Raw genomic sequence first — 21,500 nt, forward strand, 5'->3', positions numbered from 1 at the left:
CGTTTCGGCTCTTTAAATTAATGGTTCGCGCTAAATGCCGTACGTTTGGAAGGTTCGAATCGATGATTGATGCTGTTGACCTTTTTTGTGGTGCTGGTGGGCTCACCGCCGGCATGCGGAACGCTGGTGTCACCGTGCGTGCGGGCTATGATAATGAGCGTCAGTGTGAGTTCGCTTACCATGAGAATAATGGTGCTGCTTTTATTGCCAAGAATGTCGAAGATGTATCTGTTCAAGAGATACAGGAGTGGTATCGACCTAACCGCCTGAAATTATTAGCGGGTTGTGCTCCTTGCCAGCCGTTCTCAACATATAACCAAGGTAAAGATACTCGCAGCGATAGAAAATGGCCTCTACTTTATGCTTTTCGCCGCCTTATCGATGGGGTTAAACCAGATCTTGTCACGATGGAAAATGTGCCAGATGTCACAAAGCATGAGGTATATCATGACTTTGTCAGTGGTTTAGTTGATCTCGGATATCATGTATGGGCCGATCGTGTTCTCTGTGTCAATTATGGTTTACCGCAGCAGCGCCGTCGTCACGTACTTCTCGCTTCGAAGCTTGGTCCGATTAGAATAATTGAACCAACACATATCGGTAAACCTAAAACAGTGCAGGAAGCGATCGGGTTCTTACCCGAGATCGCAGCCGGGGAGTGCGATCCCCATGATCCGCTCCATCGATCCGCGACTCTTACGCCTCTTAATGTTCAACGGATATTGCATTCACGCCCTGGTGGGACATGGAAGGATTGGCCACGTGAGTTGGTTGCAGAGTGCCACAAAAAGCCAAGCGGTAAAACATACCCAAGTGTTTATGGGCGGATGAGAGGTGATGAACCCAGTCCAACTATGACCACATTATGTTATGGTTTTGGTAACGGTAGATTTGGTCACCCTCAGCAAAACAGAGCGATTTCTTTAAGGGAGGCTGCAATACTTCAGTCATTTCCTCCAAACTATATATTCATGCCGAGCAATAAAATTACTTTCAAAGCAGTTGGCCGAATGATTGGGAACGCAGTCCCAGTGAGGTTGGGTGAGGTAATAGGCGAAAGCTTGATTGCACATGCAAATGAATATATTCATGACATTCACCAATAGCTTAATCTGAAGTTTACGCGAATTTTTTGAGTCGTAATTTTGAAGGTAATATATTATAGATAGTTAATATCTTCTGTGCGCTTTTAAGTAAGATGGCGCACAGAAGATGATAGTTTAGACGTTTACGTTACCTTGGAGAGAATGTATTCGAAATTTTTGTTTAGGCCTAATAGTTTTGCAACGGTTTTTATATTGGGCGGCAAGCTTGCACCGTATATAGACAGTGCTGCGTAGATTGTAGTATCGGTAATACTAAAGTTTTCGGGCTCAGAAAATACTATTGGGTGAGCCGGGACACTACCGTCGATCCAGTCAACGTTATTAGCTAGCGGAAATTTAATCGAGTCGATTTTTTCAAATGCTTGAATATATTGAGCATGCCAGTAATTGTGGCGCTGGTCTCCTTGGAAGTGTGGTGGATCAATTCTGAAACCATACGATTTAGCACCCGCTTTTGCGTCCTTTCCACGGCATACCATTATCTCTACTTTACTTTTATAAGGCTTTTCAAAATCCCAGCGACACCATAGGCCAATTACAGAATCTTTCAGGCGGCTAGGTGGGTTAAGAGAAATTATCTTGTCGCCGAAGTCTCCTGAGTTAGACGATGTAAGGGTTTTTATGTCGTCGGCATTGTGAATCCAGTTTGCGTTTTTGATAATCGGCATTCTGGTTATTTTTGTTTTTAGATTTTCTGTACCATCTTGATGTAGTGCGCTCAGAAGTTTTTGGAATTTTGTCAGATCGCTAGACATAAAGGGGCTCACTATATCAGGCGAACTTTAGGTGCGTATTTTATTTCTCGCGCTTTGAATGCTGTCCGAGAAATGTATCTGTTTGACCAAATGGAATTCAATGCTGAGCTGAATTCATCTGTTTCCTCCCGTGTTACGAAAATAGAAAAGTCCTCAAGATAAACAGGTAGATTCAATTCATCAATTTCGACATCAATTTGATAAAGCTTATCTAATTTATCCGAAGCCTCAATTCTTTGCGTCCAATAACCGTCACGAGATAGCCAGTGTCTCTTTTTAAATGTGAATTCCTCCAAAGCATCGTGAAGAATTTTTTCATTTGTAAAGCTCCCCGCTCTCAGCCACGTATCGTTGATGCTTACATCGCCTTGTTGTATCCAATACATTCTCGAAATTAGGTGCGGAATGTCAGCGACTGCATCACCAGACGCCATCACCATATGAGTAAGCCATCTCTTCATTTGGGCTACTATTACGGATGTAGCGATTTTTTTGCGCTCAATCTCTTCAGGGTTTGTAAGAACCCAAGTCTTGATTTCTTCAGTGATGCAGCCGTTGCAACCATGCATGAAAAAGTCTAAGAAGGTTGCATTCTGTGGTTCTGGTGACTGAGGGTTAATGAATCCGAGAGCAGTTTTTGTCAATGCTCTGAAATCATCCTCATTGAAATTTAGGAAGTCGAATACTTTGGTGTCTTTTAACTCAATACCCATTAAATCTTTGCGGCATTGATGAATATCATCGATTAATTCTGGCAGCGATGGCCAGTACCAAGGCCGAAAGTTCTCCCTATTCATGTCGATAGGCAGTTTTCTAGACTCTGGTTTTACCCAAAGAGTACCGCAAACTAAGCTTTCTGCGTTTAAATGAAGATCCGCAGCGGTGACCGTTGGAGCTAAAAGGCTTAGGTCAAAGTCAACTTCGTGGAATCGATTGAGTATACAAACAACGGGGATTTGAGAGAAAGCCCGAAAAGCACCGGCCAGATCTTCGGCGGTTAACCACGCATGGCCGTCTAACTTTGGAAGTTGGTAATCAAGGAATAGTACATCTACTCCCTCCAGGCTTCTAAGTGAGTTTGGTGCTGTGTCTAGTTTGCTTGAGTCAGACAAGATTCCGGTTATTTTTTCTATAAGTTCATTTTTTTCTTTTAGTGGGATGTTTTTAAATTCAACTTCGTGTGGGAATTCACTAATAGACTCTATCGCATGTTTAATATTGCTCAGGCTTTGAGTCTGGTTTTCTTCATAGTCGTCAATAAGAGCGACGGTTATTTTCATATTTATATCCTCCATTCGATTTCAAAGGTCGTATTGAAACCCTGCGCCGGCTCAACAAACCTAACGCTACATCCGCGGCTTTCTGCGATCATCTGCACAATGGTTAGCCCAAGTCCATGCCCGCCCAAACCCATTGCTCGTCGCTGCTCGGGAATATCTCCCTTCCTTCTAAACGGCTCAAATAACGTTTCGGTATCTGATAAGTCGACACCAGAACCTGAATCCGATATATGCACCCATGCTCTATTCTTGCCGCGATAGCCGGCATCGACATGTATCTTTCTCACTTGCTTGACCGCGAGCATCGCATTTAAAGCATTTGTAAATACGTTTTGGAATATCCCTTGCCACTCAACGAAGGTTGCGGCTGGAAGTAAGATGTTTGTGGGAATATCTTGTGTTACTGTTGTGCTGTTCATAAAGTGTTGTAGTGAGTCAATAACAATGTCAATCACTCGCGCGGCTCGAAGCGGTTTAATGGTTTCTCTATCTTCTTGGTTCGCAAGTGGTTCAAATACTCTTCTCATGGATTTGAAGTCGAGTATCCATTTTCTTATTTCTTTAGCACTTTCTTCGGCTCGGATACCAGAGCCGCTGAGGTTTTTCGCGATTCTTTCTAAAATAGAGAGTTGTCTTGATGTTTCATGTTCCAGCGCTAGTGCCGACATACCTGCGGTGGCGAGAGGGCCTAGTAAGCTTGTGATTGAATCAGAGTAAACTTGTTCTTTTTCGACCGAGCTAGTGAATGTTTCAATAGCGGCGGATACTTCGTTGTAAACTCTTTTCGGAATCTCATTTTTATACTCTGAGAGAAGACCTTGAAGGCCGACAGCCTGCGAAACTGGGCTGAGTTCGGGGCGCTCTCTTCGAGCATTCTCATGGCGTTGACGCATTGAGAATACTGCATATAAATCCACGGATCGTCGAACGGCGTTTTTAAGCTGGTCATAAGCTTTGTTTATCTGAAGGCGATCGCGTGTAACTTGAATTTTTAGGTAGTCACCGCTTTTTATTGCTCTTGGAGAGGCATGTTGGTGTTCGCTACCGGTGTTGATTCTTACTACACCAAGTATCCTACCCTGAGTCGGTAGGTCATTAAGTGCCCGCTCTACATGAAAATGGGATGGTAATAGAGCCGATCTAACTTTTCGATGAGAATGATCAAGCTCTATACCTAGCCAGTCTTGCTCAATACCATAATAGGGTAGGCGAAAGGGGCCGTCATATACATGGACACCTCCGAACTCTGAGAAATATTTTCGTGCATCTCCTACTTTGATTTTTGAACCGTAGTGCCCGGACAAATTGAATATTCGGATTTCCCAAGTGGCTGAATCTATTTGACAGTTTTCATTTTCTGATACGTAGAAACTTTCTTCAAACACCTTTCCATCTTGAAAGGTGATTTTTACTCTTTGTTTGTTGTTTTTCCTACCTCGCTCTATTACACCCTCAATTTTAGCTATCCACTGTTCAATCGCTGCGGAAGCTTGTTGGCTGAACGATGAAAGCTCTAGGTCTGTGTCTTCGCTTGATTCAATTTCAATGTTGAAGTTATGGCTTTGATCAAGATTTCCTTTTCCGGCAAATCCGTCAAATGGCGCTTTTAGTGTCCAGACTTCTTGTGCTAAACCCTTTAAAGACTGATTGTCCCAATCCTGCCTCAAACCTGAAAGTATTACTCTAAATCCGTGGGGTGAGTCGTTTGCGTAACTGCTTAGGGATGATGTTAGTTCGAAATCTGCACTTGCTTCTGTAATAAACTCATGATGAACTGCATCATTCCAATCTACTTTAACATTGAGGGAAAGATTGCCGCCTGCTGCAGTAGATTGAATCTCAACTTTGTTTGCTAAAAATTGAACCGCGAGTCGACCGACGCCCTTTGATCCAGTTAGTGGGCGTCTCAGAGTTCGAGAGTATACCTCGCCTGCTTTATGGGTTGTGCCGACGCGCATCCAGAAACGTTCAAATTCCTGTAAGGTCATCCCATGCCCGTCATCCACAATTTCAATTTCATTAGCCCTAAATGTTATCGTGCATTTAGTAGCGTCAGCATCAAACGAGTTTTTCACTAGTTCAGCCAAGGCGATATGAGCTTTACCTACGAGACGTTCACCGAGCTCTCTGAGCAAAGCTGAATCGACTGTGAATAATAACTTTCCACGTTTTTCTACCAGATTTTTCAATTAGGGCCTCTACTAATTACGTTTAACCCAAAAAAAGGTAAGGTCTAATGAGTTCGCAATTTTTTTGCTGCTGCTTATATTTATTTTTCGCGATCTTGTTATGGCAATCCCGTAGTGGTGTTCGATAGGATTAACATTATTGGGGTTTATGCATGACTGATATACTAAAGGGATAAATGCGATGGTTTGGCTTTGCGTGTCGAATATGCTGTTATGTCCAATTGATGCGTTTTTATTCAAGAAAAAGCTCAAGTTAGCGCTAGAATAAGGTTCCGTGACTTTATAACCTGACTGCGTGCTGTAGTCGGGCGTAGGCCCGTTATTGACGAAAGAAGATTCTAATGATTTTTTTGGTGTTGCCTTCCTTCCTAGGCTTATGCTTTCGTAAAGCAATGGTGTATCTCCGTGGTCTTGCGTGGTGCAGCCGCAACGATAAAGCTCTACTTTTACTGCGAACGCATTATTTTTGAAACCCCTTGACCTTGCTTTTTTGCTTTTATTTTGTGGGAACGAAGGCCGTTGCATTGCGCAGCTTTGTTGTACAAAGTCCAGGATATTTTTGGTCTTCGATGTGTCTTATTTGTTAATTTTAATTAACCCTATCGCTCCGCGTTATCACGTTCGCGGTAGACCTACGGTTCGCATAAATGATATCTCCGATTTTGTTTACAAAAGACACGCTCATCCGCGAAACCTTCCCCGTCGGCCAGCTCCAGTGCAACTGCACGATCATCGGCGATCCAATCACCAAGAAAGCCATCGTCGTCGACCCGGGGGGCAACCCCGACCTGATCATGGCGCGCCTCAATGCGCATGGCCTGAAAGTGGTCAGCATCATCCATACCCACGCGCATCTCGATCACTTCCTCGCCTCCGGGCAGATGAAGGAAAAGACTGGCGCAACCCTGCATCTGCACAAGGAAGACCAGTTCCTGTGGGACAACCTCGAAATGCAATGCCAGATGTTCGGTGTGCCCTACACCCCGGTACCGTCGCCGGATCGCTGGTTGAGCGACGATGAAGAACTGGCCTGCGGCTGCGGCGTGGCGCTGCATACGCCGGGACATACGCCCGGTTCCATGAGCTTTTGGTTTTCCGAGGCTAAGCTGTTGATTGCCGGCGACACGCTGTTTCGTCGCGGGGTAGGGCGCACGGATTTGTGGGGCGGCGATCAGGCGACCATCGTGCGATCGATCAAGCAGCGGCTGTACACCCTCGACGAAGACGCAATCGTGGTTGCCGGGCATGGTCCGGACACGCGTCTCGGGGATGAAATGCGGGAAAACCCGTTCGTGCGCGCCTAAACATTTTGTCATGAGTGTGCGGCGGAATTTTTCGGCATTGTCATGATCCAACGCCCGCACAGGTCTATTGCCTAGGGCCGCTGCCACACAGAATGCGAAAAAAACCAGGAGCTCTTCATGTTCACCACGCCTCGTTTGATTATTGTTGCTACCGCTGTGGCCATGTTGGCCGGCTGCGCCTCGCCCAACCCGTATGACAATCAGGGGCAGGCCGACGGTGGCTCGCAAGGCATGAGCAAAACCGCCAAGTACGGCGGTCTCGGTGCGCTGGCCGGCGCCCTGGCGGGTGCCGCCATCGACCACAACAACCGTGGCAAGGGCGCCTTGATCGGCGCGGCGGTGGTAGGTGCTTCGGCGGCCGGTTACGGTTACTACGCCGACCAGCAAGAGAAAAAGCTGCGCGCCAGCATGGCCAACACCGGGGTTGAAGTGCAGCGCCAGGGCGACCAGATCAAACTGATCATGCCAGGCAACATTACCTTCGCCACCGACTCGGCGAACATCGCGCCAAGCTTCTATCAGCCGCTGAACAATCTGGCGAACTCGCTGAAAGAGTTCAACCAGAACCAGATCGAAATCGTCGGCTACACCGACAGCACCGGCAGCCGCCAGCACAACATGGACCTGTCTCAGCGTCGTGCGCAGAGCGTGGCCACCTACCTGACCTCGCAAGGTGTCAGCGGTGCCAACCTCTCGGCCCGTGGCGCCGGCCCGGATAACCCGATTGCCAGCAACGGTGACGTCAATGGCCGCGCGCAGAACCGCCGCGTCGAGGTCAACCTGAAGGCGATTCCGGGTCAGCAGTATGGTGGTCAGCAACAACAGCCGGGGACGGTTCAGCAGTATCCGTAAGTGAATGCTTGAGTGAAGAAATGCCCGGTCTTGTGACCGGGCATTTTTTTGGGTTGCCCGTGCTGGCCCTTTCGCGAGCAAGCCCGCTCCCACAGGGATGGGTGTTGTTCACAGAATCTGCGTTCACCACATGACCCTGTGGGAGCGGGCTTGCTCGCGAAGGGGCCGGACCAATCACCCTCAATCATCAGATACAAAAAAGCCCCCGGACAACCGAATTGTCCGGGGGCTTTTTGCTTGCAGCGAAGACTGATTACTTCTTCAAGCCATAATGCTCATCGAGCATGCCAGGCGAGTTTGGGGCTTTCGGTGCGTAGTCGCGTGGCGGCTCCTGATCGCGCGGCGGCGTCAGGCGTTCGCGCGGTGCCTGCGCGGCATCGGCGTGCAAAGCGGCGATCAGGCGTTGACGGGTCTGCTCGTCCAGGGCCAGGCGGTTGGCACCCTCGGCGAGATGATCCTGCACTTCCTGATAGCTCTGGGTCAGCTTCTTGACCAGCGTCGCGGTGCTGTTGAAGTGAGTGACCACCTCGTTTTGATAGCTGTCGAAACGCTCCTGGATATCATCCAGTTGACGCTGCGTGCGGCTCGGCGCGGCATTCGGTGCGACGCGAGCGATCAGGAATCCAATGGCGACACCCACAACCAGGGCAAGAGTCGGTAACAACCAAACTAAGAGCGAGTGTTCCACGAGTCCTTCCTCTATAAACGGCTTTGCTTTACGTTAACGGCTCGAACCTGCGCTGTATACCGCGATTCACTCGCAATAGATTGGCACAGACAATTTGCTAGACGAGTCGACCCGATTCGAGGTCACGGAGTTCCTTCCTTGCTGATGCGTGAAACCCCTGTAGTGATTGCCGGCCCAGTCGGCCAAATCGAAGCGCTGTACCTCGATAACGAGCAGCCAGTCGGCATCGCGCTGATCTGCCATCCGAACCCGGTGCAGGGCGGCACCATGCTCAACAAGGTCGTCTCGACCCTGCAGCGCACCGCGCGCGACGCAGGTTTGATCACCTTGCGCTTCAACTATCGCGGCGTCGGTGCCAGCGAAGGCTCCCACGACATGGGCAGCGGTGAAGTCGACGACGCTCAGGCTGCCGCAGCATGGCTACTGGAAAAGCATCCGGAGCTGCCGCTGACCCTGTTCGGTTTCTCCTTCGGTGGATTTGTTGCAGCAAGTCTCGGCGGTCGTCTCGAAGCCCAAGGCGTGCAGCTCAAGCAGCTGTTCATGGTCGCGCCGGCGGTGATGCGCCTGGGCGATCAGGATCAACTGCCACAGCACGGCGAGCTGACCGTGATCCAGCCGGAAACCGACGAAGTGATCGATCCGCAGTTGGTCTACGACTGGTCGGAAAAACTCCAGCGCCCCCATGAGCTGCTGAAAGTGGCAGAATGCGGACACTTTTTTCATGGCAAGCTGACCGATCTCAAGGATCTGATCCTGCCGCGTCTCTCGAATTGATTGCAGTCTGACAAGCGATTACCCATGACGAACCGTACCCGTATCCTCACCGGCATCACCACCACCGGCACGCCGCACCTGGGCAACTACGCCGGCGCCATCCGCCCGGCGATCCTCGCCAGCCGCGACAGCAATGCCGATTCGTTCTACTTCCTGGCCGACTACCACGCCCTGATCAAATGCGATGACCCGCTGCGCATCCAGCGCTCGCGTCTGGAAATCGCCGCGACCTGGCTGGCCGGTGGCCTGGATGTCGACCGTGTGACCTTCTATCGCCAGTCCGACATCCCGGAAATCCCCGAGCTGACCTGGCTGCTGACCTGCGTCGCCGCCAAAGGCTTGCTCAACCGGGCGCACGCCTACAAGGCCTCGGTGGACAAGAACGTCGAAACCGGCGAGGACCCGGATTCTGGGATCACCATGGGCCTCTACAGCTACCCGGTGCTGATGGCGGCGGACATTCTGATGTTCAACGCGCACAAGGTGCCGGTCGGTCGCGACCAGATCCAGCACGTGGAAATGGCCCGCGACATCGGCCAGCGCTTCAACCACCTGTTCGGCCAGGGCAAGGAGTTCTTCACCATGCCCGAAGCGCTGATCGAGGAAAGCGTGGCGACCTTGCCCGGCCTCGACGGGCGCAAGATGTCGAAGAGTTACGACAACACCATCCCGCTGTTCTCCAGCGCCAAAGAGATGAAGGACGCGATCTCGCGGATCGTCACCGACTCCAAAGCGCCGGGCGAAGCCAAAGATCCGGACAACTCGCACCTGTTCACTCTGTTTCAGGCGTTCGCCACACCGGCGCAGGCGGACGAATTCCGCAGCGAACTGCTCGGCGGTCTGGGTTGGGGCGAGGCGAAGAATCGTCTGTTCCAGTTGCTCGACAATGAACTGGGCGAGTCCCGCGAGCGCTATCACCAGTTGATCGAGCGCCCGGCGGATCTGGAAGACATCCTGCAACACGGCGCGAAAAAGGCTCGTGCGGTGGCGACGCCGTTCCTCAACGAACTGCGTGAAGCGGTCGGCCTGCGTTCGTTCGTCAATCAGGTGCAAGTCGCGGCGACCAGCAAAAAGAAAGCCGTGAAAGCTGCACGTTTCGTCAGCTTCCGTGAAGACGACGGCAGCTTCCGCTTCCGTCTGCTGGCGGCTGATGGCGAGCAACTATTGCTGTCGCGCAACTTCGCCGACGGCAAAACTGCAGGCCAAGTGACCAAACAACTGCAAGCCGGTCAGGCGCTGGACATTCGCAATCAAGACCTGAGCTTCAGCGTGTGGCTGGAAGGCGAGTGCGTTGGCGACAGCCCGGCGTTCGCCGATACTGCTGCGCGAGACGCGGCCATCGAGGCTCTGCGCGTTGCGCTGACCCCGGTTCAGGACTAATCCGCGGCGCGGCCCGACCAAGGGCTGATTGCCATTCCTACGGGCCGTCGCTACAGTGACGGCCCGTTTTTGTTGCCTTGCTAACGAATTATGACGCCCCTAGAACGATACCAAGCTGATCTGAAACGCCCGGACTTCTTCCATGACGCCGCGCAGGAAACTGCCGTGCGTCATCTGCAGCGCCTGTACGACGATCTGATCGCGGCCGAGCAGAACAAGCCGGGTTTGCTGGGCAAGCTGTTTGGCAAGAAGGATCAGACGCCGGTCAAGGGCCTGTACTTCTGGGGCGGTGTGGGTCGCGGCAAGACTTATCTGGTCGACACCTTCTTTGAAGCGCTGCCGTTCAAGGAAAAGACCCGCACCCACTTCCACCGCTTCATGAAGCGTGTGCACGAAGAGATGAAAACCCTCGGCGGCGAGAAAAACCCGCTGACCATCATCGCCAAGCGCTTTGCGGCCGAGTCGCGAGTGATCTGCTTCGATGAATTCTTCGTTTCGGACATCACCGACGCGATGATCCTCGGCACGCTGATGGAAGAGCTGTTCAAGAACGGCGTGACCCTGGTCGCGACCTCGAACATCGTTCCGGACGGCCTGTACAAGGACGGTCTGCAGCGCGCGCGCTTCCTGCCGGCTATTGCGCTGATCAAGCAGAACACCGAAATCGTTAACGTCGACAGCGGCGTCGACTACCGACTGCGCCACCTCGAACAAGCGGAGCTGTTCCACTATCCGCTGGACGAAGCCGCCCATGAAAGCCTGCGCAAGAGCTTCAAGGCCCTGACGCCGGAATGCACGGCAGCGGTGGAAAACGATGTGCTGATCATCGAGAACCGCGAAATCCGTGCCCTGCGCACCTGCGACGACGTGGCCTGGTTCGACTTCCGCGAACTGTGCGACGGCCCGCGCAGCCAGAACGACTACATCGAACTGGGCAAGATCTTCCACGCGGTGCTGCTCAGTGGCGTCGAGCAGATGAGCGTCACCACCGACGACATCGCCCGGCGCTTCATCAACATGGTCGACGAGTTCTACGACCGTAACGTCAAGCTGATCATTTCTGCCGAAGTCGAGTTGAAAGACCTGTACACCGGCGGACGCCTGACGTTTGAATTCCAGCGTACGCTCAGCCGTCTGCTGGAGATGCAATCGCACGAATTCCTGTCGCGGGCGCACAAGCCTTAAACAGCTTCGGCAAAGAAAAAGGGCCTGCAATTGCAGGCCCTTTTTTGTGCGCTGAATTTCCCCTGTGGGAGCGAGCCTGCTCGCGAAAGCGGTGAGTCAGCCAACAATTTTGTTGAATGTGGAAACCGAATTCGCGAGCAGGCTCGCTCCCACAGGGGCATTACGCTGTTGTGGGAGAGCTACGCAGCCTGCTGAAACTGCTGCCGATACTGGTTCGGCGACAACTCGGTGTGCTGGCGGAACAGCCGCGCAAAGAAGCTCGCATCGTCGTAGCCGACCTCATAACTGATGGTCTTGATGCTCTTGCGGCTGCCGGACAGCAAGCCCTTGGCGGTCTCTATACGCAACCGTTGCAGGTAGTGCAGCGGCTTGTCGCCAGTCGCAGTCTGAAAGCGGCGCATGAAATTACGGATGCTCATGCCGTGCTCGCGGGCCACGTCTTCGAAGCGGAACTTGTCGGCGAAATGCTCTTCAAGCCAGTGCTGGATCTGCAGGATGATCACGTCCTGGTGGAGCTTCTGCCCGCCGAAACCGATACGTCCCGGCGAATAGCTGCGCTGCACTTCATACAGAATGTCGCGGGCCACGGCTTGCGCCACGTTGGCGCCGCAGAAGCGTTCGATCAGGTAGATATAGAGATCGCAGGCCGAAGTGGTGCCGCCGGCGCAATACAGGTTGTCAGCGTCGGTCAGGTGCTTGTCCTGATTGAGGTACACCTTGGGGAAGCGCTCGGCGAAGGCATTGAAGAAACGCCAGTAGGTGGTCGCTTCCTTGCCATTGAGCAGTCCGGCCTCGGCCAGCCAGAATACCCCGGTGGCTTCGCCGCAGAGCACGGCGCCGCGGGCATGCTGCTCGCGCAGCCACGGCAGGATTTGTGGATAACGGCCGCACAGGGTTTCAAAGTCGTCCCAGAACGCCGGGAGGATGATGACGTCGGCGTTTTCCAGGCCGCCGTCCACCGGCATCATCACGTCACTGAAGCTGTTCACCGGTTTGCCGTCGGGGCTGACCAGGCGGGTTTCAAACGCCGGTGTCAGGCCGTGGCCCAGTTGTTTGCCGTAACGCAGGCTGGCCAGATGGAAGAAATCCTTGGCCTGCATGAGAGTGGATGCGAAAACCCGGTCGATTGCCAGGATGCTGACGCGCCGCAAGGGCGTGGAGACTTGCTTGGACATAATTCAACTTTTGTTTTGTTTTTATAAGGGAAAGTGGTCACCAGACGGCTGGATCGTCTTATTTTTTGTCGGATGTGTCCAGTGTCCTGTGTCGGAGGTGAGGCTTAGTCTCTGAAGGTCATATCCCTCCAACAAGAATGAAAGGTGCCGCATGATCCCCAGAACCTTGTTCAGCTCCGAGCACGAATTGTTCCGCGACAGCGTACGAACCTTCCTCGAAAAAGAGGCTGTGCCGTTCCATGCGCAATGGGAGAAACAAGGCCACATCGACCGCAAGCTGTGGAACAAGGCCGGGGAGGCGGGGATGCTCTGCTCACACCTGCCGGAAGAATACGGCGGCCTGGGCGCGGACTTTCTGTACAGCGCGGTGGTGATCGAAGAGGTCGGTCGCTTGGGTCTGACCGGTATCGGCTTTTCGCTGCATTCGGACATCGTCGCACCGTACATCCTGCATTACGGCAGCGAAGCGCTTAAGCACAAATACCTGCCGAAACTGGTCTCTGGCGAGATGGTCAGTGCGATTGCCATGACCGAACCGGGTGCCGGTTCCGACCTGCAAGGGGTCAAGACCACCGCAGTGCTGGACGGCGACGAGTACGTGATCAACGGCTCCAAGACTTTCATCACCAACGGCTTCCTCGCTGATTTGGTGATCGTGGTCGCCAAGACTGATCCGAAGGCCGGCGCCAAGGGCACCAGCCTGTTTGTGGTGGAAGCGAATACGCCTGGCTTCGAGAAGGGCAAACGCCTGGAGAAGGTCGGAATGAAGGCCCAGGACACGTCGGAATTGTTCTTCCAGGACGTGCGTGTTCCCAAGGAAAACCTGTTGGGTCAGGCCGGGGCAGGGTTCGCTTATTTGATGCAGGAATTGCCGCAGGAGCGTCTGACCGTGGCGATTGGTGGTCTGGCCTCAGCCGAAGCGGCACTGCAATGGACGCTGGATTACACCCGTGATCGCAAAGCGTTCGGCAAGGCGATTGCCGACTTCCAGAACACCCGCTTCAAACTGGCGGAAATGGCTACCGAGATTCAGATCGGCCGAGTATTTGTCGACAAGTGCCTGGAACTGCACCTGCAAGGCAAGCTCGACGTTCCGACAGCCGCGATGGCCAAATACTGGGGCACCGACCTGCAATGCAAGGTGCTCGACGAGTGCGTGCAGTTGCATGGCGGCTACGGCTTCATGTGGGAATACCCGGTGGCCCGGGCGTGGGCGGATGCGCGCGTGCAGCGCATCTATGCCGGCACCAATGAAATCATGAAGGAGATCATTGCGCGCTCGCTTTGATCTTCGCTGCATTGACGGGCCTCTTTGCGAGCAGGCTCGCTCCCACAGGGATCACCGTACCTGTGGGAGCGGGCTTGCTCGCGAAGCTTTTAGGGATTGATCAAGGCGCCGGGTTCGGGTGATCCTTGTGAATCGCCTCGATTCCCGCCAGCACTTCATCGGAAAGTTTCAGATCAAAACTGGCAATGTTGCTGTCCAGTTGCGCAAGCGTCGTCGCACCAATGATGTTGCTGGTGACGAACGGTTGCTGGGTGACGAACGCCAGCGCCATTTGCGCCGGGTCCAGACCGTGCTCACGAGCCAGGGCCACGTAACGGCTGCAGGCAGCTTCCGATTGCGGATTGAAATACCGGCTGAAGCGGCTGTAGAGGCTCAGGCGGCCTTTCGGTGGGCGCGCGCCACCCTCGTACTTGCCCGACAGGAAACCGAACGCCAGCGGCGAATAGGCGAGCAGGCCGCACTGTTCGCGGATGGCGATTTCCGCCAGACCGATTTCGAAGCTGCGGTTGAGCAGGTTGTACGGATTCTGGATCGACACCGCACGCGGCCAGCCACGGGCTTCGGCCAGCGCGAGGAAACGCATGGTGCCCCACGGCGTCTCGTTGGACAGACCGATGTAGCGGATCTTGCCGGCCTTGACCTGCTCGTCGAGGGCTTCGAGCGTGTCTTCGAGCGGTGTCAGGTTGGCCTCGATCTTGTGCTTGTAGCCCAGTTGTCCGAAAAAGTTGGTGCTGCGCTCCGGCCAGTGCAATTGATAAAGGTCGATGTAATCGGTCTGCAGGCGCTCGAGGCTGGCATCCACCGCGGCGGTGATGTGCTGGCGATTGTGACGCAGGTTCTTGTCGCGGATGTAGTCGATGGTGTTGCCGGGGCCGGCGATCTTGCTGGCTAGGATCCAGTCGGCGCGGTCGCCGCGACGCTTGAAGTAATTGCCGATGTAGCGCTCGGTGGTGGCGTAGGTGTCGGCTTTCGGCGGCACCGGGTACATCTCGGCGGTGTCGATGAAATTGATCCCGGCTTCCTTGGCCCGTTCAATCTGGGCGAAGGCTTCAGCTTCAGTGTTTTGCTCGCCCCAGGTCATGGTGCCGAGGCAGATTGCACTCACGTTCAGGTCGGTACGGCCTAGCTGGCGATAGTCCATCGGGTGCTCCTTGGGCAAAACAATCATAAAAGCAGGTTGAAAATTTTTTCGCAATCTGCATAATTGCCGACCTCTTTCTGCAGTGGAAGTGATGCGCCGCCGCCGAAGAATCTTGCCGTTGAACGGACGCGCCGACCCGAGCCCCCGAAAGCGTCTGTATCCGGCTGCCTTTGACTTGTCAAAGTACGCACTATTCAGTAAGATCCGCCGTCTTATTTACAGGCGGCCCCTGAGGCTATAAAGAATGAAAACTTTTACTGCTAAACCGGAAACAGTAAAGCGCGACTGGTTTGTCGTCGACGCTGCTGGTCAGACCCTGGGTCGTCTGGCCACCGAAATCGCGAGCCGTCTGCGTGGCAAGCACAAGCCTGAGTACACTCCTCACGTTGACACCGGCGACTACATCGTCGTAATCAACGCCGAGCAGATCCGTGTAACCGGCGCTAAAACCACTGACAAAATGTACTACTCCCACTCCGGTTTCCCGGGCGGCATCAAGTCGATCAACTTTGAAAAGCTGATCGCCAAAGCCCCTGAGCGCGTGATCGAGACCGCGGTTAAAGGCATGCTGCCTAAGAACCCGCTGGGTCGTGACATGTACCGTAAGCTGAAAGTCTATGCGGGCGCTGCACACCCTCATACTGCTCAGCAGCCCCAAGAACTGAAGATTTAACGGAATAGTTCATTATGTCGGCGACTCAAAATTACGGCACTGGCCGTCGCAAGACCGCAACCGCACGCGTTTTCCTGCGTCCGGGTACTGGTAACATCTCCATCAACAACCGCTCCCTGGACTCGTTCTTCGGCCGCGAAACTGCCCGCATGGTAGTTCGTCAGCCGCTGGAACTGACCGAGACTGTCGAGAAGTTCGACATCTACGTCACTGTCATCGGTGGTGGTGTAAGTGGTCAGGCTGGCGCAATCCGCCACGGCATCACTCGCGCTCTGATGGACTATGACGAAACCCTGCGTAGCGCTCTGCGCAAAGCAGGCTTCGTTACTCGCGACGCCCGTGAAGTTGAACGTAAGAAAGTTGGTCTGCGTAAAGCGCGTAAGCGCCCGCAGTACTCGAAGCGTTAATTCGTTTCCACGTTCAAAAAAGAACGCCCGATTCCTCACGGAACCGGGCGTTTTTTTATGCCTGCGATTTATCAAAAGAATTGCGCTGTGACAACTTGCCACATTCGTAGACCCCCTATACTGCAAGGCTTGAGGGTATGAGCTCCGGGTAATTCCCTTGTCAGAATTGGGGCTTTTCATTACCATCTCGGCAAAATTTTTATAAGTAACATTGATTTATTTAGTAGATGCCTGATTTAACAGGCCACAAAGCTGATGGGAGAGGACTGAATGAGCAATGACGGCGTGAATGCAGGCCGGCGTCGCTTCTTGGTAGCAGCCACATCCGTGGTGGGTGCTGCAGGAGCGGTGGGGGCTGCGGTCCCGTTCGTGGGGTCATGGTTTCCCAGTGCCAAGGCGAAAGCCGCCGGTGCACCGGTGAAAGTGAATGTCAGCAAGATCGAGCCAGGACAGCAGATGATTGCCGAGTGGCGCGGCCAGCCGGTGTTCATTGTCCGCCGTACTGCGGAAATCCTGGGGAATCTCAAGAAGATCGAGGGCCAGCTCTCCGATCCGACTTCCAAGAACTCCACGCAACCCACCTATGTCGACCCTGAAGTGCGTTCGATCAAGCCGGAAATTCTCCTGCTGATCGGGATCTGCACGCACCTGGGTTGCTCACCAACCTTCCGTCCCGAAGTGGCGCCTGCAGATCTGGGTAAAGACTGGGTCGGTGGCTATTTCTGCCCTTGCCACGGCTCCCACTACGATCTGGCTGGCCGCGTCTACAAGTCGCAACCCGCGCCTTTGAACCTGCCAGTTCCCCCGCATTCCTATGAGACCGATGACCTGATTGTCATTGGCGTCGATACGGAGAAAGCGTGATGAGCAAGTTCATGGATTGGGTTGATGCGCGCTTCCCAGCGACCAAAATGTGGGAAGACCATCTCAGCAAGTATTACGCGCCAAAAAACTTCAACTTCTTCTATTTCTTCGGCTCGCTGGCGCTGCTGGTGCTGGTCAATCAGATCGTCACCGGTGTCTGGCTGACGATGAGCTACACGCCGTCGGCAGAAGAGGCGTTCGCTTCCGTCGAATACATCATGCGCGATGTCGAGTACGGCTCGATCCTGCGTCTGCTGCACTCCACCGGCGCCTCGGCGTTCTTCATCGTGGTCTATCTGCACATGTTCCGTGGCCTGCTCTACGGTTCGTACCAGAAACCACGTGAACTGGTCTGGGTATTCGGCATGCTGATCTACCTGGCGCTGATGGCCGAGGCCTTCATGGGTTATCTGCTGCCTTGGGGTCAGATGTCCTACTGGGGTGCCCAGGTGATCATCTCGCTGTTCGGTGCGATTCCGGTGATCGGTAACGACCTGACCCAGTGGATTCGGGGTGACTACCTGATCTCCGGGATTACCCTGAACCGCTTCTTCGCCCTGCACGTCGTGGCGCTGCCGATCGTGATCCTTGGTCTGGTGGTGCTGCACATTCTGGCGCTGCACGAAGTCGGCTCGAACAACCCTGATGGCGTCGACATCAAGAAGCACAAAGACGAAAACGGTGTCCCACTGGATGGCATTGCCTTCCATCCGTACTACACCGTGAAAGACATCGTCGGCGTAGTGGTGTTCCTGTTCATCTTCTGCTTTATCGTGTTCTTCTTCCCGGAAATGGGCGGCTACTTCCTCGAAAAACCAAACTTCGAGCAAGCCAACCCGTTCAAGACGCCTGAGCACATTGCCCCGGTCTGGTACTTCACGCCGTTCTACGCGATCTTGCGTGCGATCCCGGACAAACTCATGGGCGTGATCGCCATGGGCGCCTCGATTGCCATGTTGTTCGTGCTGCCGTGGCTGGATCGCAGCCCGGTCAAATCGATGCGCTACAAGGGCTGGATGAGCAAAGCATGGCTGGTGGTGTTCTGCATTTCCTTCGTGATCCTCGGCATTCTGGGCGTACTCGCTCCGACGCCGGAGCGCACGCTGGTGTCGCAGATCTGCACCTTCCTGTACTTCGCCTACTTCATTCTGATGCCGTTCTACACCAGGCTCGAGAAGACCAAACCGGTTCCGGAAAGGGTGACTGGCTGATGAAAAAGTTATTTTTTGCTCTGATTTTTGCTGCTCTGCCCGTGCTGTCTTTCGCCGCCGAACACGGTGGTCCGGAGCTGGAAAAAGTCGACATCGATGTATCCGACAAGGCTGCCCTGCAAGATGGCGCGCGAACCTTCGCCAACTATTGCATGGGTTGCCACAGTGCCAAGTTCCAGCGTTACGAGCGGGTGGCCGATGACCTCGGCATTCCCCACGAAATGATGCTCGAGAAGCTGGTGTTCACTGGCGCCAAGATCGGCGACCACATGAACATCGGCATGCAGCCGGCGGACGCCAAGACCTGGTTCGGTGCTGCGCCGCCGGACCTGACTTTGGTGGCTCGCGTGCGTGGCACTGACTGGCTCTACGGTTACCTGCGCTCGTTCTACGAAGATCCGGCACGTCCTTGGGGCGTGAACAACAAGGTCTTCCCGAACGTCGGCATGCCTAACGTGCTGGTCGGCCTGCAAGGTCGCCAGGTGGTTGGCTGCAAGCAAGTGCAGATCGTCGAGGACGGCAAGAAGCAATACGATCCGCTGACCGGTACGCCGCTGACCCATGAAGCGTGCGATCAGTTGACCATCGTGCCGAAATCCGGTGCTCTGAACGAAGAGCAGTTCGATGAGAAGGTCAAGAATCTGGTAACCTTCCTGGCTTACTCGGCTAACCCGGTTAAGCTGCAACATCAGCGCATCGGTACTTACGTCTTGCTGTACCTGGCGTTCTTCTTTGTGTTCGCCTACCTGCTCAAGCGTGAATACTGGAAAGACGTGCACTGATACGCTTCAAGCATTGCTGTTAATCGCGCGCGCCCAAGGGCGCCTCCGATAACGCGACACCTGGTTCGCCAGGCGTTGCGGGAGGCGCCCTCTGGGCGCGCGCGTTTTTCCGGTTCCGATAATTTCAACAAGCGAGGAGGATCGCCATGGGCGTGACCAATCGGTTGGCCTGTTACTCCGACCCCGCCGACCACTATTCCCACCGAGTGCGCATCGTGCTTGCAGAGAAGGGTGTCAGCGCCGAAATCATTTACGTGGAAGCTGGTCGCCAGCCGCCTAAACTGATTGAGGTGAACCCTTACGGCAGTCTCCCGACGCTGGTCGATCGCGACCTGGCGTTGTGGGAGTCGACCGTGGTGATGGAATATCTGGATGAGCGTTACCCGCATCCGCCACTGATGCCGGTTTATCCGGTGGCGCGTGCCAACAGTCGTCTGCTGATTCACCGTATTCAGCGCGACTGGTGTGGTCTGGTGGATCTGATTCTTGATCCCAAGTCCAAGGAGGCCGCGCGTGTCGTGGCGCGTAAGGAATTGCGTGAAAGCCTGACGGGCGTGTCGCCGCTGTTTGCCGACAAGCCGTTTTTCCTCAGTGAGGAACAAAGTCTGGTGGATTGCTGCCTATTGCCAATACTCTGGCGTTTGCCGATTCTGGGTATTGAACTGCCGCGGCCGGCCAAGCCGCTGCTTGATTATATGGAGCGCCAGTTTGCGCGTGAGGCTTTCCAGGCGAGTCTGTCTGGCGTCGAACGCGATATGCGCTAAGGCTTAAGGAGCCGCTATGAACTCCAGTCGACCTTATCTGGTCCGCGCGCTCTACGAGTGGATTGTGGATAACGATTGCACCCCGCACATGCTGGTCAATTCCGAATACCCGGCAGTGCAGGTGCCGCAGGGCTTTGCCAGTGACGGGCAAATTGTCCTGAACATTTCGCCCAGCGCCGTGCGGCACTTGCACATGGACAACGACGTGGTGACCTTCGAGGGTCGCTTCGGTGGCGTTCCGCACAGTCTGTATGTGCCAATCAGCGCGATTCTGGGCATCTACGCCCGGGAGAACGGGCAGGGCATGGTGTTCGATCTCGAGTCGCCGATGGATGACGAAGACGATATCGAGCCGGATGACGACTTGCCGCCACCGGGCAGCGAGCCGCCGCGACCAAGCGGCCGGCCAAGCTTGAAAGTGGTGAAGTAATAAAAAAGGCGATCCGGATGGATCGCCTTTTTTGTATCTGCTCGTCGCGTATCAGTCGATGTATTCGAACAGCTTCACGATTTTCTGCACACCGGAAACGCTCTGCACCAGGTTGGTCGCCTGTTGGGCTTCCTGCTTGGTCAGCAGGCCCAGCAGATAGACGATGCCGTTCTCGGTCACGACCTTGATGCGCGAGCCGGGAATGCTGGCATCGGTCAGCATCTGGGTCTTGATCTTGGTGGTCAGCCAGGCGTCGTTCTGGCGGGCGAGGAAGCTCGACGGCGCAATCACTTGCAGCTCGTTGTGCACCTTCTTCACGCGCTGGACGTTGGCGGCGGCCTGTTCGGCCTTGGCCTTGAGGTCTTCGCGCGGCGTCTGGCCGGCGAGCAGCACCACGCCGTTAAAGCTGGTGACGACAATATGCGAGTCCTTGTCCAGGCCGGGGTCGGCCTTGGCCACGTTGACGCCGACTTTGGTCTCGATCAGCGAGTCGTCGATTTTGCTGCCGAAGGTTCGGGTGCCGCGGTCGTCTTCAATCGGCGCTTCACGGCTGGCATTCACCACCGAGGTGCAGCCGCTGATGCCGAGGCACAGGGTCAAGGCCAGAAGGCCAAGGCGATTAGGGGTCATTCTTCACTCCCGAACAGTTGGCTGTCGATCAGATCGCAGAGGCAATGGATCGCCAGCAGATGGACTTCCTGAATACGTGCAGTGACATGGGCCGGTACGCGAATCTCGACATCTTCAGGCAGCAGCAGCGAAGCCATGCCGCCGCCATCGCGGCCAGTCAATGCTACGACAATCATTTCGCGATCATGTGCGGCCTGGATCGCCTGAATAATGTTTGCCGAGTTACCGCTGGTCGAAATCGCCAGCAATACGTCGCCTGGTTGACCCAGTGCGCGGATCTGCTTGGAGAACACTTCGTTGTAGCTGTAGTCGTTGGCGATCGAGGTGATCGTCGAGCTGTCGGTGGTCAGGGCGATGGCTGGCAGGCTCGGGCGTTCGCGCTCGAAGCGGTTGAGCAGCTCCGAGGAGAAGTGCTGGGCGTCGCCGGCAGAGCCACCGTTGCCGCACGAAAGCATTTTGCCTTCGTTGAGCAGGGCGTTGACCATGATCTGGCTGGCTTGCTCGATGTGCGGTGCAAGTACGTCCATCGCCTGTTGCTTGGTGTCGATACTGGCCTGGAAAAGCTGGCGAATTCGGGATTGCATGTCCATCTGTGTGACCTTAAGTAGCGCGGCTGTTCGGC

Annotated in this window: 22 protein-coding genes; 14 read left to right on the plus strand and 8 right to left on the minus strand. The window is 54.4% G+C overall.

Translation table 11 applies throughout. The features are described from left to right. The first annotated feature begins 62 nt into the window (after positions 1-62). Positions 63-1,106 carry a DNA cytosine methyltransferase gene (locus ACM6I7_RS21385; protein ID WP_285374095.1) on the plus strand — a complete coding sequence of 348 codons (1,044 nt, stop codon included), beginning with the start codon at positions 63-65 and terminating at the stop codon, positions 1,104-1,106. 122 nt (positions 1,107-1,228) lie between these two features. On the opposite strand, the gene ACM6I7_RS21390 is transcribed toward ACM6I7_RS21385, so the two are convergent. From ACM6I7_RS21390 to ACM6I7_RS21400, 3 genes are read right to left on the minus strand one after another with little or no spacing between them, the layout of a single operon-like run. Beyond that, positions 1,229-1,861 carry a hypothetical protein gene (locus ACM6I7_RS21390; protein WP_285374094.1) on the minus strand — a complete coding sequence of 211 codons (633 nt, stop codon included), beginning with the start codon at positions 1,859-1,861 and terminating at the stop codon, positions 1,229-1,231. 11 nt (positions 1,862-1,872) lie between these two features. Then, positions 1,873-3,141: a hypothetical protein gene (locus ACM6I7_RS21395; RefSeq protein WP_285374093.1), complete on the minus strand. Its 1,269-nt coding sequence runs from the start codon at positions 3,139-3,141 to the stop codon at positions 1,873-1,875. Between the two features lie 2 nt (positions 3,142-3,143). Next, positions 3,144-5,330: an ATP-binding protein gene (locus ACM6I7_RS21400; RefSeq protein ID WP_414889238.1), complete on the minus strand. Its 2,187-nt coding sequence runs from the start codon at positions 5,328-5,330 to the stop codon at positions 3,144-3,146. A gap of 647 nt (positions 5,331-5,977) precedes the next feature. Between ACM6I7_RS21400 and ACM6I7_RS21405 the strand changes: the two genes are divergently transcribed. Beyond that, complete coding sequence (locus tag ACM6I7_RS21405; protein WP_414889239.1) at positions 5,978-6,634, plus strand: MBL fold metallo-hydrolase; 657 nt, start codon at positions 5,978-5,980, stop codon at positions 6,632-6,634. Between the two features lie 117 nt (positions 6,635-6,751). Beyond that, a complete protein-coding gene (locus ACM6I7_RS21410; protein ID WP_007961595.1) occupies positions 6,752-7,486 on the plus strand; it encodes an OmpA family protein in 735 nt (244 codons plus the stop codon). Positions 7,487-7,739: 253 nt separating this feature from the next. Here the strand turns inward: ACM6I7_RS21410 and ACM6I7_RS21415 are convergent, their stop codons facing one another. Beyond that, complete coding sequence (locus ACM6I7_RS21415; protein WP_027612195.1) at positions 7,740-8,174, minus strand: YhcB family protein; 435 nt, start codon at positions 8,172-8,174, stop codon at positions 7,740-7,742. Positions 8,175-8,318: 144 nt separating this feature from the next. Here ACM6I7_RS21415 and ACM6I7_RS21420 point away from each other — a divergent pair, with 144 nt between their 5' ends. The 3 genes from ACM6I7_RS21420 (at position 8,319) to zapE (ending at position 11,513) form a co-directional block, all read left to right on the plus strand. Next, positions 8,319-8,948 carry an alpha/beta hydrolase gene (locus ACM6I7_RS21420; RefSeq protein ID WP_097086289.1) on the plus strand — a complete coding sequence of 210 codons (630 nt, stop codon included), beginning with the start codon at positions 8,319-8,321 and terminating at the stop codon, positions 8,946-8,948. A gap of 24 nt (positions 8,949-8,972) precedes the next feature. Then, positions 8,973-10,328, plus strand: a complete 1,356-nt coding sequence (locus ACM6I7_RS21425) for a tryptophan--tRNA ligase (protein WP_097086224.1) — start codon at positions 8,973-8,975, stop codon at positions 10,326-10,328. Between the two features lie 90 nt (positions 10,329-10,418). Further along, on the plus strand, positions 10,419-11,513 hold the full coding sequence (zapE, locus tag ACM6I7_RS21430; protein WP_007961607.1) for a cell division protein ZapE: 1,095 nt from the start codon (positions 10,419-10,421) through the stop codon (positions 11,511-11,513). A 179-nt stretch (positions 11,514-11,692) separates the two neighbouring features. On the opposite strand, the gene ACM6I7_RS21435 is transcribed toward zapE, so the two are convergent. After that, entirely contained in the window at positions 11,693-12,589 is an 897-nt protein-coding gene (locus tag ACM6I7_RS21435) for a GlxA family transcriptional regulator (protein WP_171061848.1), read from the minus strand. A 250-nt stretch (positions 12,590-12,839) separates the two neighbouring features. Here ACM6I7_RS21435 and ACM6I7_RS21440 point away from each other — a divergent pair, with 250 nt between their 5' ends. After that, positions 12,840-13,976 carry an acyl-CoA dehydrogenase family protein gene (locus ACM6I7_RS21440; protein ID WP_115988927.1) on the plus strand — a complete coding sequence of 379 codons (1,137 nt, stop codon included), beginning with the start codon at positions 12,840-12,842 and terminating at the stop codon, positions 13,974-13,976. Between the two features lie 100 nt (positions 13,977-14,076). Here the strand turns inward: ACM6I7_RS21440 and ACM6I7_RS21445 are convergent, their stop codons facing one another. Then, positions 14,077-15,117, minus strand: coding sequence for an NADP(H)-dependent aldo-keto reductase (locus ACM6I7_RS21445; protein ID WP_346649840.1), 1,041 nt, complete (start codon positions 15,115-15,117; stop codon positions 14,077-14,079). A gap of 244 nt (positions 15,118-15,361) precedes the next feature. Between ACM6I7_RS21445 and rplM the strand changes: the two genes are divergently transcribed. From rplM to ACM6I7_RS21480, 7 genes are all read left to right on the plus strand, one after another. Then, on the plus strand, positions 15,362-15,790 hold the full coding sequence (gene rplM / locus ACM6I7_RS21450) for a 50S ribosomal protein L13 (protein ID WP_003228062.1): 429 nt from the start codon (positions 15,362-15,364) through the stop codon (positions 15,788-15,790). Positions 15,791-15,804: 14 nt separating this feature from the next. Continuing rightward, on the plus strand, positions 15,805-16,197 hold the full coding sequence (rpsI, locus tag ACM6I7_RS21455; protein ID WP_007961615.1) for a 30S ribosomal protein S9: 393 nt from the start codon (positions 15,805-15,807) through the stop codon (positions 16,195-16,197). A gap of 270 nt (positions 16,198-16,467) precedes the next feature. Continuing rightward, positions 16,468-17,061 (plus strand): ubiquinol-cytochrome c reductase iron-sulfur subunit, encoded by a 594-nt coding sequence (petA, locus tag ACM6I7_RS21460; protein ID WP_003228055.1) that lies wholly within the window; start codon positions 16,468-16,470, stop codon positions 17,059-17,061. Beyond that, a complete protein-coding gene (locus ACM6I7_RS21465) occupies positions 17,061-18,272 on the plus strand; it encodes a cytochrome b (protein WP_027612190.1) in 1,212 nt (403 codons plus the stop codon). The genes petA and ACM6I7_RS21465 overlap by 1 nt, the downstream gene beginning before the upstream one ends. Further along, on the plus strand, positions 18,272-19,054 hold the full coding sequence (locus ACM6I7_RS21470) for a cytochrome c1 (protein ID WP_007917027.1): 783 nt from the start codon (positions 18,272-18,274) through the stop codon (positions 19,052-19,054). The genes ACM6I7_RS21465 and ACM6I7_RS21470 overlap by 1 nt, the downstream gene beginning before the upstream one ends. A 146-nt stretch (positions 19,055-19,200) precedes the next feature. Continuing rightward, the gene (locus ACM6I7_RS21475) at positions 19,201-19,818 is read left to right on the plus strand and encodes a glutathione S-transferase N-terminal domain-containing protein (RefSeq protein ID WP_007961620.1); all 618 of its coding nucleotides are present in this window, start codon (positions 19,201-19,203) and stop codon (positions 19,816-19,818) included. Positions 19,819-19,834: 16 nt separating this feature from the next. After that, positions 19,835-20,248, plus strand: coding sequence for a ClpXP protease specificity-enhancing factor (locus ACM6I7_RS21480; protein ID WP_027612189.1), 414 nt, complete (start codon positions 19,835-19,837; stop codon positions 20,246-20,248). A 51-nt stretch (positions 20,249-20,299) separates the two neighbouring features. On the opposite strand, the gene ACM6I7_RS21485 is transcribed toward ACM6I7_RS21480, so the two are convergent. Then, positions 20,300-20,878 (minus strand): BON domain-containing protein, encoded by a 579-nt coding sequence (locus ACM6I7_RS21485; RefSeq protein WP_007961621.1) that lies wholly within the window; start codon positions 20,876-20,878, stop codon positions 20,300-20,302. Next, a complete protein-coding gene (locus ACM6I7_RS21490; RefSeq protein ID WP_007961622.1) occupies positions 20,875-21,468 on the minus strand; it encodes a phosphoheptose isomerase in 594 nt (197 codons plus the stop codon). Before ACM6I7_RS21490 ends, ACM6I7_RS21485 begins: the two co-directional genes overlap by 4 nt. Positions 21,469-21,500: the final 32 nt, after the last annotated feature.

Source organism: Pseudomonas sp. IT-93MI4 (assembly GCF_949767635.1).
Taxonomy (GTDB): domain Bacteria; phylum Pseudomonadota; class Gammaproteobacteria; order Pseudomonadales; family Pseudomonadaceae; genus Aquipseudomonas; species Aquipseudomonas putida_A.